This is a genomic window from Flavimarina sp. Hel_I_48 (assembly GCF_000733945.1).
Classification (GTDB): Bacteria; Bacteroidota; Bacteroidia; order Flavobacteriales; family Flavobacteriaceae; genus Leeuwenhoekiella.
The window spans coordinates 2,128,088-2,141,978 of sequence record NZ_JPOL01000002.1; the positions used below are offsets into that span (position 1 = coordinate 2,128,088).

At 38.4% G+C, this 13,891-nt stretch carries 12 protein-coding genes; 3 read left to right on the forward strand and 9 right to left on the reverse strand.

Annotation, left to right across the window (positions count from 1 at the left end; genetic code table 11):
- The first annotated feature begins 9 nt into the window (after positions 1-9).
- Both P162_RS09420 and P162_RS09425 read left to right on the forward strand, forming a co-directional pair.
- Positions 10-711, forward strand: a complete 702-nt coding sequence (locus P162_RS09420) for a zinc metallopeptidase (protein WP_410471166.1) — start codon at positions 10-12, stop codon at positions 709-711.
- A 170-nt stretch (positions 712-881) separates the two neighbouring features.
- On the forward strand, positions 882-1,340 hold the full coding sequence (locus P162_RS09425; protein ID WP_031427097.1) for a CBS domain-containing protein: 459 nt from the start codon (positions 882-884) through the stop codon (positions 1,338-1,340).
- Between the two features lie 81 nt (positions 1,341-1,421).
- Here P162_RS09425 and P162_RS09430 read toward each other — a convergent pair whose 3' ends face one another.
- On the reverse strand, positions 1,422-2,309 hold the full coding sequence (locus P162_RS09430) for a cation diffusion facilitator family transporter (protein WP_031427098.1): 888 nt from the start codon (positions 2,307-2,309) through the stop codon (positions 1,422-1,424).
- Between the two features lie 160 nt (positions 2,310-2,469).
- Positions 2,470-3,969: a malate dehydrogenase (quinone) gene (gene mqo / locus P162_RS09435; RefSeq protein ID WP_031427099.1), complete on the reverse strand. Its 1,500-nt coding sequence runs from the start codon at positions 3,967-3,969 to the stop codon at positions 2,470-2,472.
- Between the two features lie 380 nt (positions 3,970-4,349).
- On the opposite strand from mqo, the gene P162_RS09440 reads away from it, so the two are divergent.
- Positions 4,350-6,281, forward strand: a complete 1,932-nt coding sequence (locus P162_RS09440; protein WP_081868408.1) for an alpha/beta hydrolase family protein — start codon at positions 4,350-4,352, stop codon at positions 6,279-6,281.
- Positions 6,282-6,918: 637 nt separating this feature from the next.
- Here P162_RS09440 and P162_RS09445 read toward each other — a convergent pair.
- From P162_RS09445 to P162_RS09475, 7 genes are all read right to left on the reverse strand, one after another.
- A complete protein-coding gene (locus tag P162_RS09445) occupies positions 6,919-7,434 on the reverse strand; it encodes a membrane protein (RefSeq protein ID WP_031427101.1) in 516 nt (171 codons plus the stop codon).
- Positions 7,435-7,725: 291 nt separating this feature from the next.
- Positions 7,726-8,265, reverse strand: a complete 540-nt coding sequence (locus tag P162_RS09450; RefSeq protein ID WP_031427102.1) for a cysteine hydrolase family protein — start codon at positions 8,263-8,265, stop codon at positions 7,726-7,728.
- Positions 8,266-8,515: 250 nt separating this feature from the next.
- On the reverse strand, positions 8,516-9,238 hold the full coding sequence (locus tag P162_RS09455) for a phospholipase D family protein (protein ID WP_031427103.1): 723 nt from the start codon (positions 9,236-9,238) through the stop codon (positions 8,516-8,518).
- A gap of 177 nt (positions 9,239-9,415) precedes the next feature.
- Positions 9,416-9,883: a PEGA domain-containing protein gene (locus P162_RS09460; RefSeq protein ID WP_031427105.1), complete on the reverse strand. Its 468-nt coding sequence runs from the start codon at positions 9,881-9,883 to the stop codon at positions 9,416-9,418.
- A 16-nt stretch (positions 9,884-9,899) separates the two neighbouring features.
- Complete coding sequence (locus tag P162_RS09465) at positions 9,900-10,292, reverse strand: hypothetical protein (protein ID WP_031427106.1); 393 nt, start codon at positions 10,290-10,292, stop codon at positions 9,900-9,902.
- Between the two features lie 536 nt (positions 10,293-10,828).
- Positions 10,829-11,866 (reverse strand): hypothetical protein, encoded by a 1,038-nt coding sequence (locus P162_RS09470; protein ID WP_031427107.1) that lies wholly within the window; start codon positions 11,864-11,866, stop codon positions 10,829-10,831.
- Between the two features lie 158 nt (positions 11,867-12,024).
- Positions 12,025-13,848, reverse strand: a complete 1,824-nt coding sequence (locus P162_RS09475) for an ATP-binding protein (RefSeq protein ID WP_031427108.1) — start codon at positions 13,846-13,848, stop codon at positions 12,025-12,027.
- Positions 13,849-13,891: the final 43 nt, after the last annotated feature.

A 13,891-nucleotide genomic window follows, 5' to 3' on the forward strand; every position in this document is an offset into this window, starting at 1 on the left:
CAAAAGATTATGATGGGAGGATATATGGGTTACTACCTAATTATAGGGGTGATCGCACTGGCCAGTTGGCTGGTAAGCAGAAAATTAAAAAGCAAATTCAAAGAGTATTCTAAGGTACACCTGCAAAACGGCATGAGCGGCGCAGAAATCGCCCGAAAAATGCTGAGTGATAATGGTATTAATGATGTAAAGGTAATCTCGGTACAGGGCCAACTTACAGATCATTATAATCCTAAGGACAAAACGGTAAATCTTAGTGAACCGGTATTTAATGAGCGTAACGCGGCAGCAGCTGCGGTTGCAGCACATGAATGTGGGCACGCGGTACAGCACGCCAAGGCCTATTCCTGGTTGAAAATGCGTTCTACACTGGTGCCTGCGGTAAGTGTCGCCTCAAAGCTTTCTATGTTTGTGATCATGGGCGGGGTCGTACTGATGGCAACCACTCAAATGGGCTTTACCGTTGCGTTGATTGGGCTTTGTCTTTTTGCAATGGGAACCTTGTTTGCCTTTGTCACCTTGCCTGTGGAATATGATGCGAGCAATCGCGCACTGGCCTGGATGAAAAGTTCTAATGTGGTAACCTCAAAAGAACTGGCCGGGGCAGAAGATTCCTTAAAATGGGCTGCACGAACGTATGTGGTTGCCGCATTGGGATCACTGGCTACATTACTTTATTTCGCTTTGCAGATTTTTGGCGGAAGAAGGTAAGCGAAGCAATAAAGATTTTGAAAAGGTCGCCCAGAAGCCGGGGGACCTTTTTTTGCGCAATGTTGTAAAGCAGATTGGTTTTCAACGGCTATTTTTATGCGTAAATAAGTTATTTCTCAATCGTTTTCGGTAATTTTTATGTATTTTAAGTACTTGAAAATAAATTAACTATGGGAATAAAAAGTTTTATGGGCAAACGCTCAGCGGTAAAGGAGGCCCCGGTAAATATACGGGTATCTGATTATATGACTCGGAAACTCATCACTTTTAGGCCAGAACAGTCTATTATGGAGGTGATGGAAAAACTGATCAAAAATGGTATTTCTGGTGGGCCCGTTGTGAATGAAAACAATGAACTGTTAGGCATAATTTCTGAAGGGGATTGTATGAAGAGGATCAGTGATAGCCGCTATTACAACATGCCCATTGATGATGCGACGGTAGAAAATAATATGGCCAGCGATGTAGACACGATAGATGGCGATATGAATGTCTTTGACGCGGCAAAAAAATTCCTGGAGCTAAAACACCGCAGGTTTCCTATTCTTGAAGATGGAAAACTCGTGGGCCAGATTAGTCAGCGGGATATACTTAAAGCGGCACTGGAACTCAAAGGCCGAACTTGGTAAAATCTCCTTTTTAGACGAAAAAACGCCAATTTTCAGCCTAAAAACGGTGTTTTTTTGCTATTTATGGTAGAAAAAAGAACTCTAAATTCTGGGAATCCCTTCCTCAAAAGGCTCAATATGAATGTGAACGTTGTCAATGTTCGGCATTTTCTCCACGAGCGTATCCTTAAGGTCGTGTGCCAGTTTGTGACCTTCGGTAACGCTTATGTGTCCGTTGACCATAGCGTGCAGGTCTACATGAAATTTCATTCCTGATTTTCGGATATAGCATTTTTCGGTATCCTTGATCCCTTTAACGGTTAATGCGATTTCCCGCACTTCATCAACCAGGTCATGATGTCGCTGTTCATCCATAATTTCCCCAAGCGCCGGCCGTAAGATCAAATAGCTGTTGTACAGGATAAAAGCGGCAGCCACAAGGGCAGCCCAATCATCTGCCGTCTCATAGCCCTTGCCAAAGATCAATGCGATTGAAATACCCACAAACGCGGTTATCGAAGTGATGGCATCGCTGCGGTGGTGCCACGCATCTGCTTTAAGCGACGAACTCTGCGTTTCCACACTTTTGCGCATCACGATCTGATAACAAATTTCTTTCCAGACAATGATAATCCCTAGAACGATGAGCGTCCAGGCCTTTGGGATTTTGTGCGGGGTACGTATATTTTCAATACTCTCGTAAGCAATTATGGTCGCTGAGGTTACCAGAAAGGCAACCACCACAAAGGTGATCAGCGGTTCGATCTTGCCGTGGCCATAGGGATGGTTATCATCTGGCGGGCGCTTGGCATATTTAAGCCCCAGCAGCACAAAAAAGGATGAAAAAATATCTGTGGTAGATTCGATCGCGTCTGCGATAAGTGCGTACGAATTTCCAAAAACACCGGCAGAACCTTTGATAAGCGCCAGGCCCAAATTGCCCACGATACTAAAATAAGTGGTTTTTATAGCGGTTTCTTCTGGGGTCATGGCCGGTTTAAATAGGTTGCCTGCATTAGGAAACCGCAAATTTACGAAGAGATAAATCTAAAAGGTGTTTTGTCTGTCCTTTTTTAGAACCGAATATACCCTATATCAAACTATTTAGACGCGAATGTAGTTTTGCCCGTGATCTTACAGATTTAACAGGTTAATGTGCTACTTTGAGGCCCAGTGCTTCTTCAGATTTTTCAAGGTGTTCTTTAAAAAGTGCTTCATTGAGCTCCGTTTTATACGTGGGTACGATCGCATTCAGTCGTGCTTTTCCTTCCTCTGTATTTACCACTTCAGGGAATGCGCGTTCAAAAACGTCAAGCATGATTTTTACCGCGGTAGAAGCACCCGGGGAAGCGCCCATTAGGCAGGTCACCGTACCATCTTTACTGCTGATGACTTCGGTACCAAATTCTAATTTTCCGCCTTCATATTCATCGCGTTTTATGGTCTGCACCCGCTGGCCGGCAACGACAACTTCCCAATCTTCGTCTTTGGCATCTTTTACAAATTTCCGCAGATCGTCCATACGGTCACTAAAAGACATCGCGACTTGTTTGATAAGGTATTCGGTAAGGGGCAAGTTGTGCCAGAACGCGCCCAGCATGGATGGGATATTTTTAAAACTGATGGATTTGAACAAATCAAGGTTAGATCCTTCTTTTAAAAACTTCGGACTAAAACCTGCAAAAGGGCCAAATAAAAGTTCGCGTTTGCCGTCAATATAGCGGGTATCCAGATGCGGAGTTGACATAGGGGGATCGCCCAACCCCGCTTTACTATAAACTTTTGCCTGGTGCTGGTCAATAACATCCCGGTTTTTGCAGACCAGCCATTCCCCACTAACGGGGAAACCGCCGTAGCCATCTTTTTCATCTATTTCCACTTTCTGTAACAAGAGCAAACTTCCGCCCCCGGCGCCTATAAATACGTGTCGCGCTTCGAGTTGGCGTTCCTTTCCGGTTTTGGTATTTTTTACTTCGACTGACCAGTCTTTTTGATCAGGATCAATATCCTTGACCTCTTCGTTGCACTGTACGGGCGTATCAAATTTGGTTTCCAGAATGTCAAAAAGCTTCCGCGTAAGCGCGCCAAAATTGATTTCGGTTCCGCGATCAATACGGGATGCCGCCATGATCTCATCAGGTGTGCGCTCGCGCATGATCAGCGGAAACCATTCATTCATCACATCTATATCCCGTGTAAAATGAATACTTTCAAACATAAAATGCTCCTGCATTTTATGGTATCTTTTTTCCAGATAATCTGCATTTTCCTTACCGCTTACCCAACTGTGGTGCGGGACATGGGAAATAAAGGATTCTGGATCGTCAAGCAGGTTTTCACGCACTAAAAACGACCAGAATTGCTTGGAAATCTCAAACTGGTTACAGATGTCTATCGCTTTTTTGATATTAATGGAGCCGTCTTCCTCCTCTGGCGTGTAATTGAGTTCGCAAAGTGCAGAGTGCCCGGTGCCCGAATTGTTCCATGCGGCAGAACTTTCTTTTGCCACTTCACCCAGCTTTTCCAGGATAAGTATTTTAAGGCTGGGATCCAGCAATTTTGCGATAAGGGCGAGCGTTGCGCTCATAATCCCGCCGCCTACGCAGATCAAATCGTATTCATATGCTGCCAGAGGTGTTTTTTTGCTCATTTTATAGCGTTTTTTGGTAATTATCGTCGGTTTTTGGTCGGTTTTGAAAAGTCCAATTTCGTATTGAAAACAGCTTTTTCGGCTAAAAAATGGTCAATTTAACTCCTAAACAGCCCGTTTTTTCAATTGTAAAATTAGTCAAGTAATTCAGAAAGAAACAGAAGGCTATGTTAATTCCGTTCTCTCCGGCCGGTCTCTATTCCCCACCCGGCTTCCCCTAAGGGGAGGAGCTCTTACGCATCTGCTAATTTAGATGTTCCACTCCTTTGGACTTGCATCCTGCGCGGGTACTGAGCGGAATACGCAAGGGGAGGATATTAACGCCATTTTTTACAGGAATCCCCCTGTTGTCTTTAGCTTTGTAGGACAAATTAGACTATATGAGCACGACCACCGCCTTACCAGGCAACCCAGCCTTAGTATCATCACACGAATCCCTTGATGCCCTGGCAGCACTGGATACCGGAAAGTACAAATACAATGTTGAAGATTATTTTGCGAAGCCCATAGCGGCAAGCTTTAATGTTTCCCCTGATGGTACATACATTTCCTATCTGGAGAAGAATGCGCAGGGCAAGCGCCATGTGATGGTAAAGGTGCAGGAAACCGGAACGGTGAAGCGCGCGATAGAAGAAAAAGACGAGCTCATACGCGGTTACGGCTGGGTAAACAATGAGCGTCTTATTTATGCGATGGACAAAGGCGGCGATGAGAATTACCATCTGTATACGGTTCATGTAGATGGCACGGAAGCTAAGGACCTCACGCCCTTTGACGGTGTTAAAGCCAGTATTTTACGTTTGCTCAAAGAGGATAAAGATCATATCATCATCTCGATGAACAAGAACAATCCTGCGATATTTGATCCCTACAAACTCAATGTGGTAAGTGGCGAGATGGAGCAGTTGTACAGCAATGACGATGAGGCTAATCCCATAACCGGTTACGATTTTGACAAAGATGGCAATCTGAAGGCCTTTACCCGTATGCGCGACGGTATAGAACAGGATCTTTATTATGTCAACGACAGCCGGGAATATGAATTGTTGAAAAGCCTCAACTGGAAAGACGCATTTTCCATTTTGGGATTTGACTATTCCAGTAAGAATCCGCATGAAGCGTACGTAATTTCCAATCTGGAAGGGGACAAGGTCAAGATCATTCTTTATGACCTGAAAAAGGATGAGAAAGTGCGTGATATCTTCAGTCATGAAGACTATGATGTTTCCGGGATTTCCATTTCGCGGAAGCGGGGCTATGAGATCGATTACTTCAGGTATGAAGGGGAAAAGAAGGTCACCATCCCGGTAAGCGATTATTATAAAAAGCTGGATGCGCGTTTTAAGGAACACTTTGGCGAAAAGCAATACGGTATAGCAGACAAGACAGATGAAGAAGACTTTTACCTGATCTATGTAAACAGCGATCGTGATTATGGCACGTACCATTCCTACGATGTTTCCACAGATACCTTTGCCGTGGTTTATGAGCTGATGCCTCAATTGCACGAAGAAGATATGTCTGAAATGAAGCCCATTTCCTTTAAAAGCAGGGATGGGATTGACCTGCACGGTTATATCACCTTGCCCCCGGCCGCGCTGGAAGGTAAAGAGGTACCGGTGGTTGTGAATCCGCATGGTGGCCCACAGGGCATCCGCGATTCCTGGGGTTTCAATCCAGAAGCGCAATTGTTTGCCAGCCGTGGTTATGCCACGCTACAGGTCAATTTCAGGATTTCCGGAGGATACGGAAAGGAGTTTCTGGAATCTGGTTTTAAACAAATAGGCCGAAAAGCGATGGATGACGTGGAAGATGGGTTGCACTATGTGATTGATCAAGGTTGGGTAGATGCCAAAAAGGCGGCAATTTATGGTGGAAGCCACGGCGGTTACGCAGTATTACGCGGACTCACAAAAACACCGGATCTATACGCCTGCGGTATAGATTATGTAGGGGTTTCTAACCTGTTTACATTTATGCAGACCATACCGCCTTACTGGAAACCGTATCTTAAAATACTCAAAGAAATTTGGTACGATGAGGCGATCGCCGAAGAAAAACAAATTATGGAAGAGGTAAGTCCGGTTTACCAACTTGACAAGATCAAAAAACCGCTCTTTGTGGTACAGGGTGCCAATGACCCACGGGTGAATATTGATGAAGCAGATCAGATCGTTTCCGCATTACGCGAAAAAGAAGTAGATGTTCCCTACATGGTGAAATATGATGAAGGGCATGGTTTTGCAAAAGAGAAGAATTCGCTTGATTTTTACAGGGCGATGATGGGATTTTTAGCAAAACATCTAGCATAGAAAACAGATGGTTTCATAAAAATGTTTAAAATTTGGCCGTTCAAAATGATAAAGGCTCTTTGTTAAGGATTATTTATCATTTTCAAAAACTACATCCCAAGAATTGGTTTTAAGTAAATTTTGAAGAGCATCCACCTTTTCTTGTTTCAGATGTTTTTTGTGGGCAGAATGACCACAACATAGTTTCTAGGACTGTTTTGTTGCGCATTTAATAAAGCAGTCACTAAATCAGATACATTTGAAAGTCCAAAATCATAAATTAAAAACGCTGAATATTCTCTAAGGTTGGGTATTCAATAGATTCAATTGAAGTAATATTTAGTGTTAAGGCTTTTAAATTATCCAAGCTTGCCAACCTTTTGTTCGATGGTGGAATAAAATGATAATAGTTCCAAGTTTGGCAGACCGGCAAGCAGTTCAGTAATATTATCTATCTGCACATCAGTCAAACTTAATTCTGTAAGTTCATCCAGATCATATAGCACCATCTTGTTTATTTCGGCTCCATCATATACTGCTGTACCCCCATTAAAAATGGCGCTTCATATATAAGTCCCATTTATTGCCAAAAACCTCCATTTTTCATCGAAAAACGGAGGTTTTTTTTAGTATTAATTCGTTTTAAAAACGAGAAATTTTAAACAAATAAGAGGATCACTGTCAGCATCACACCGGCCACGGCAAAGTACATTCCTTTTTTGAAGATAGGCATTTTAGGCGTATACATCCAGAATGCGGACAGTACAAAAAACAAAAGGGAAACGCCAAAAAAGATATTTAGGAAAAACAGCGGACTGTTTGTATTTGCTTTATGCAAACGTTCCATTTTTTGCAGTAAATAGGGCAGTTGTTTTTTCTTTACTTGAGCAATCCCTGTTTTCTGGTTGTAAGTGCCATTTTTGAAATATAAAATATCACCTTCCTGCTTTTCAATAACTTTTGCAGTGCGTATTTTTGAACTTAAATTAGCGCCGGTTAAATCAGGCTGAAGTTTTTGTTCTACCGTTACCTCGCTCTTCAGAAAATCTGTGTTCCTGAAAATCATTAAAATTCCGCTTAGCGCATATACGGCCATGATTCCCGCTAAGAAATAACCCAGATACCGGTGAATGATCCTTACCTGAAAAGAGAAAGGTGTTTTTCGTTTTGCCATCACTATAATTTGATTAGTTCACGCATTTTAAGACCCCAAAAATAATCAAGAGTTTAACGGCGCTAAAATAGGATTGTTTTGGGTTAAAACTGATTGGACAACTATTTTTCTTCAGTCCGATTATGAGCTATCAGGGTTTACATATTATTTTTACTTTGAGCGTTTGTAACCCTAAAGGTTGCAGCATAAAGAGTTGCGTCTGCATTTAATTTTCACATAAAATATCATGGGAACTGAAGCAAAACTTACCAGTAAAAACTTCTAACCGTATACTGTTCATTACCTCAACAGTTACAGCAACTCTGCCGTATTTTTAATTTCGGCATAGAAATAATCCAGCGCTGCAATAAAAGCGTTTTGCACATCAGCTGCCTTTACCTGTTTGTTGTTGATTTCTAATGTCCGCGTTGCACACGCATCTGCAATAACGGTGCACTTAAATCCTAAATCCTTAGCCGCGCGTACGGAAGCATCTATGCACATATGGGTCATCATGCCCACAAAGACCAGTTCGGTTATGTTTTCTGATTGAAGGTGATCCAGAAGATCGGTTTCCCTGAACGCGTTTGGAAAATGCTTCGTGATCACCTTCTCACCACTAAGCGGTTTTACATTGTCGTGAATTTCCGCTCCTTTGGTATCCGGTAAAAAGAAACCGGCATCTGGAGAAGCCGCGCGGTGCTGTATGTGTACGATCGCTTCTTTATCGTTTCTGAATTTTTCCAGCAATTTCTTTGCATTTTCGCTGGCTGCAAGAGGGTCTTCAAGCTCCATCGCGCCACCTTTAAAATAATCGTTTTGTATATCAATAATCACTAATGCCTTGCTCATATTTTTTTGTTTTTACAAAGGTCAAGATAAATGTGCGGAGCGGCTGTTAAGAAGTTATGAAATAGTGTTATTTTGAACTTCGTCCTTGGTGGTTGGCAGTAGTCTGCGCACGGTGATGGTATTCGAATAGTTGCGAATTTTAAACAACTAATTTTGTTAATACGAACCGAAGAAAAATTAGCGACGTTTCTAGAAGTTGGTGATAAAAGGCAATTATTTATAGCTATCATTATCGTTGTTATAAATAATTTTATACTTCTAAATATTTTGTAATTTCTTCTGGCCAGATTATAAACTGCCCATATTGACCACTTTTCTCGATTCCGCCAATTTCTTTTCCGCGTTTTGTGGTAAGCCAATCATCGTTTTTCTTGTACATAAGTTTATTGTGTGTCAACCAGCTATTAATTTTTCGACTACTTAATCCTGCAATTTGAGCTAATTCTTTTGTGGTGAGAAATTTTGAATTTGAAGTGCTCACAGCTTTTGGTTGAATTTCTTTCTTTTCCGTTGCAGCTACTTCAGGAATGGAAGTGAATTCAAATCTTTCACTCGTTTCGTCAATGAAATCTATTTCTTTACATGCGTCTTCAAATAATTCTTTGTCTAATTCGTCATTCAAGTCTATTAGAACCCCCATCTCTTTATTATTGTTCATTGAGAATTCGTAAAGATTGAGGGAAGTAATAATCATTTTTTCATCATTCAGATAACATTTTGCGTGTAAATCTTGATTGTATTTTAAAATCACAAATCTCAATCCTTGAAGAAATTTCATTTCGTGTGGATTCAATTCTTGTTTTCCGAAAATTACTGTTGTTATTTTATCCTTGCTGTTTCTGTATGTCAGTAATTCTTTAAAATCTTTTGATAATTTTAGATATGGTGAGATTAAAATCAGTCGGGTTTCAGCATTTCTTATTAGGTCTTCTATTTCAGATACTGCCTTTCTTGTGTTTAAAAATTTTGCCATTTATCTTTCAGTTTATCGGTTTCTTTTGATTTTCGTAAATTATTTGCAATAGGATTGCATAAGATTAGACACGTGTTCAAGCAATTTATTTAGCAAATACGCCTCTTCTGAAAATCATTGATTTTCAGAAGAGGCGGAAAAAAACAGTTATTTAAAGCATTTGCTAGAATACAGCTACTATTTTAATTTTTTCAGTTGTCCCACTTTTTCGGAGTTTGCGTCATTATTCATGCTTATTGTAATCAATAACTTTCCACGTTCTGTAGTGTATGTTGTTCCACTTTTAAGGGTTCCATCAATTTCTTCTGGTTTTAATTTGTGCATGGCCCCAGTAATTGGGTCAATGATAAGTCCTATCAATCCTCCAAAAGCAATATTTCCTATGTACCACGCATTGAATTTTCTTTCCAACTTAGTCTCATAAGGTTCGTAGCCGTCTAATTTGAGGACTAAACTATACTCCTGATTTCTTTTGAGATTTTTTTGTACCGGTGTGTTTCCTATTTCGATCCCATTAATGTAAACTTCAGCTGAACCTGGTTCAGAATTGATTTCCACGTTTTGGCGTGAACCTGAAATAATTGTTGCGCAACTTGAAAGCAAGAGCACAGATAAAAGCAAGATAGATTTAGATATAATTTTCATTGATTTGAATTAAAGGTTAGTCAAGTGTTAATTTGTATTGAGGTAAAGAGGAAACATCGCCATTATAGCTGTAAAGTTCAATGCTCAAGCGGTAGCAACTGCTCCATAAATTAGGTTCTTTTTTTTCCACAATTTTTACAATATTTGCTCCACTTTTTCTTGCTTCAATCCTTGCCTGGTTCATCAAGCTGTTAAAACTACAATCTGTAGAGAAACCAGAATCCTGAAATCTTAAATCTCCCACTTTTATTGGATTTTTAGGTAGTTTGTGTTCAATATCCAATAGGGCTACTTTCTCATCGCTTGCAAGCGTAGGCTGGGGATTGGTAAAATTTGATTTGATCTTTGGGCTACAACTTGTAAAGCCAACAATCAGTATCAGAAACAGTATTTTAAAAATAGCTTTCATGAAATAGTTTGTTTTCAAGTAGGATTCTTTAAACAGTACTAAAAAAGTGAATTAAAATTCACTATGCTTGAGGTTGCCAAATATAGAAAAAGTTAAAAAAATTCACATTATTTATTAAATAAATAAAAACAAACGACGAAATAACTAAAAAAGTGGTTTTTGTGTAGGCTTTTAATAACGCTTTGGTGGTGTAGATGCTTTCAGAGTAGTTGATGTCAAAACTGGTATTCTCTGATTTGAGTTATAGGAAAGTGGTTTTCTCGTCTGGATTTATATTTCCTGGTAATCCTTGTAACTTTCAAAAAGCCGGAATCACATGCATTATAAACGATTTTCAGATTCTCTCTGGTAGCTAGATTAGGTCTGCCCTAAGATGAAAATTACGTGTCCGTTTTGGTAAAAGGATAGGTCAAAAGTGAAATAAATATAACAGCCAATATCTAGAATTGTAGATTATTGGCCAAGGATAAATATGTCTCAGATTTAATGTGGAAAAGAGTTGTTTTTTACCTCAGTTCTTTGTTACCACACGTTTTTTATTCAAATTTCACTTCTCTGTATATAGCAATCGGACTTACAGAAATTTTTGGATATGTAGGAACAAAAAAGAATTTTTCAAATCCCTCAAAAGAAGAGAATACACCTCTAAATGCTTTTACAAATATTTCTTCGTCTTTTAAATCCTCATCTTCATAGCCTAAATATTCATCATTAAGGTCAACTCTTACATCTGTTTTTTGAGGACAAGATGTTATAATTCCAAATACTGATAATTTGATATTAGGTCGACTGCCATATGTGTAAATTACATTCTCAAAATCCCCATTTACTAAATATTCACTTTTCAAGTTTGCAAGGATTTGAAAATCATTAAAAACATCAAATGGTGCTAAACGAAAATTTAATCTATTTGCTGAAAATGTATTTAAGAATGTTTTTACTCTATCAATAAATGTTTCGTCAAGAAATACTGCTCCAGCTTCTGTTTCGATTGTTTTATCAAAATTTTTCTCTATAGCATTGAGTTTCCTTAATTCAGATGTCTTATTTGATTTATTACTAGACCTTATTTCTTTTCGTAAATCATTAATTTGTTCTTTTTGCTTAATTACTTCAGGATTATTTTCCAAAACAGACGCAAAAATTAATCTTTGAATTTCATTGAAATTATCCATTATATGCTTAAACCTTTCAAAATCTTCGAAAGAACTCCAACCTGTAGATTTGATGTAAGTAAAATCAGGAACTTTTTTTAAAAAATCATTAAATGGAATTCCTCCATTATCAAACTCGTCATTTATATCAGTCAGAATTTTTTTTTCAAAAAGCGACTTCTCGATTTCATTCAAAAGCTCGTGATAAAGTTCAATTTTTTCTGTTTTGAATGTTTTTCCTTTATCAGTTCCGCCAACGCTTCCTTTTAGAACTTTAATATCAAACCCTATTTCGGTCGATAATCCAGTTTCTTCTTCCATTGCTCTTGTCAATTCACTAATTATTCCACCATTCAGTTGGCTGTTTAGTGATTTAGCCTTGTCATAGTCGAAATAAATTAAATCTTTGATTGAGCTCATAGTTTTTTTCAAATGTGTGGTAACGGTCTCGGCTATGAGTAGTTGCGCGTTTTAGCACTTAACTTTGCAAGTACACACCAAGCTGAAAATCCGCAAGGATTTTCAGAAGTAGGCGAGAGCAAGCAATTACTTATAGCCATTGTTGTGCTTTCGTACTTTTAGTTTAATAGTTCATTTATTGTCTCTAACCATCCTCTAACTTCATTATTTGGGTCGCGTTCTTCAATCATATCTGCTGTCATATTTGGAAAAGCTCGTTCCGCTAGAAACTTTTTCGCTTTTGTATCTTTTATTGTATTTGGTAGTCCAGTTTTTTGAGAGTATGCTTCTGCGAAAATTTTCGGTGTTGCTTTACCATCTTCATTTAACTGGTCAGGTATTTCGATTTCTATATCAAACCCAGTGATAATGGCATTTTTATGCAAATAACTTTCTATTTCAAGCTTTTGGGTAAGTTGACCACAAGAATTATCATCTCTATTATTAACTTGGTCGATAGATTGTTGATATGTGTTTACATCATTATCGTACAAGTGAAATTCAGGCTTCCCTAATTCTTTTAAGTAATTGTGGTTAACCCAATGTTTAAGAGTAGAACCACCCATTAAAACAAATACAACTTTCTCGTTATTTGTTAAATCTGGTAATTCGGGATATTTATTATTCATTGCTTTGCTCAAAGCACAAAGAGCCGAAACATCTGTTGGGCCTTCAACACAACACAAAACATTAACTCTACTATCTGGTGTTACACCTAATGTCTTTGCGATTTTTAAGAAAACATCTTCACCAAAGCTAACTTTTAAATTACCTGAATCGATGTTTACAAACCTTAAACTCTCAATTGGTAATTCTGAGGCTAATCCTGGACTGTGTGTTGTTAATATTATTTGACAATCACTTTCATTAGCTAGTGATTTAAAAGATTCAATTAATATCTTTTGATTGTTTGGATGTTGGGCAGTTTCAGGCTCTTCGATTGCATATATAATGTTTTGTTTTGATGAAGATTTTAAACGCCTTTCGGCTTCTGCTTTAAAAAAACTTACAAGAATCATTCTTCTTACACCACTTCCTCTTTTGTTTAAAGGAATGCCATCATCTGTATCAAGTTGAATTGAAAATAGTCCGTTCCATCTTGCTGGTGTTGGTGGATTAAATTTAGGGTCTAATTTACTTGCTAAGTTCTCGTCAATTTCTTTCAATGCTTTGTGGGTATTGTTTGCAATTTCTTCTGCTTTTTCCCTCACTTTTTGTTGAATATCGTTTATTTCTTTTTGAACTTCAGAAATAGCCGTAGCAATAGCTGCTTTCATTGGGTCTTGAATTTCATTATCAGTGTCACTACTGCTTCTATCACTTTGGAATAAAGCAAAGATTGGAAGGTAGCTATCTATTTGTTCCCAAATTCTTTTTGCATCTTCTTTAGGTTTTGATACAGGTATTTCTATCGTTTGAAGTTTTAATTCGCTTATTGATTCCCAAATTGCTTTTCGCATTGTCGGGTTTCCTTTTAATTTAGAATCTAAAGATTTTGACTTTATAATTGCTTGAAGGTCTTTTTCTTTTAACTCTAAAAGATTTGAAACTTCTTTCTCAGTTGGATGGTTGGCGATAATAAATATGTCGACACTCGGTGTTTTTTTGCCACAATCAAATTTCTTTTTAATAACAAGAGTTTCATCTGTCGATAATAAATATTCGTCTTTTAAATTTGTTGGTGATGAAGTGTCTATTGATATTTCCGCGGGATAGTCTGTAAACTCACAAGTAATTTCTACTATTTTAGAAGTCGAATGGATATTGGGATCCGATGAGTCAATCTTTATTGTTTGATTATTGAAGAAGATTTCAAGAGCTTCAAGTATAGTTGATTTTCCAATATCATTTCTACCAATAATGGTTGTCAATTGGTCAAATTCAATTTTAGTTTCATTTTGATAAGCTCTAAAATTTTTTATTGTAATTGATTTTAAGTTCATTGGTTAGTTTTTTTTCAGTATGAAGCACAACGTGTTTGTGTAT

Bases quoted from the DNA above. Each gene is read 5' to 3' on its own strand.
- P162_RS09475 (WP_031427108.1), bottom strand. From the start codon at position 13,848: ATGAACTTAAAATCAATTACAATAAAAAATTTTAGAGCTTATCAAAAT.
- P162_RS09445 (WP_031427101.1), bottom strand. From the start codon at position 7,434: ATGGCAAAACGAAAAACACCTTTCTCTTTTCAGGTAAGGATCATTCAC.
- P162_RS09465 (WP_031427106.1), bottom strand. From the start codon at position 10,292: ATGAAAGCTATTTTTAAAATACTGTTTCTGATACTGATTGTTGGCTTT.
- P162_RS09460 (WP_031427105.1), bottom strand. From the start codon at position 9,883: ATGAAAATTATATCTAAATCTATCTTGCTTTTATCTGTGCTCTTGCTT.
- P162_RS09470 (WP_031427107.1), bottom strand. From the start codon at position 11,866: ATGAGCTCAATCAAAGATTTAATTTATTTCGACTATGACAAGGCTAAA.
- P162_RS09425 (WP_031427097.1), top strand. From the start codon at position 882: ATGGGAATAAAAAGTTTTATGGGCAAACGCTCAGCGGTAAAGGAGGCC.
- P162_RS09430 (WP_031427098.1), bottom strand. From the start codon at position 2,309: ATGACCCCAGAAGAAACCGCTATAAAAACCACTTATTTTAGTATCGTG.
- P162_RS09440 (WP_081868408.1), top strand. From the start codon at position 4,350: ATGAGCACGACCACCGCCTTACCAGGCAACCCAGCCTTAGTATCATCA.
- P162_RS09450 (WP_031427102.1), bottom strand. From the start codon at position 8,265: ATGAGCAAGGCATTAGTGATTATTGATATACAAAACGATTATTTTAAA.
- P162_RS09420 (WP_410471166.1), top strand. From the start codon at position 10: ATGATGGGAGGATATATGGGTTACTACCTAATTATAGGGGTGATCGCA.
- mqo (WP_031427099.1), bottom strand. From the start codon at position 3,969: ATGAGCAAAAAAACACCTCTGGCAGCATATGAATACGATTTGATCTGC.
- P162_RS09455 (WP_031427103.1), bottom strand. From the start codon at position 9,238: ATGGCAAAATTTTTAAACACAAGAAAGGCAGTATCTGAAATAGAAGAC.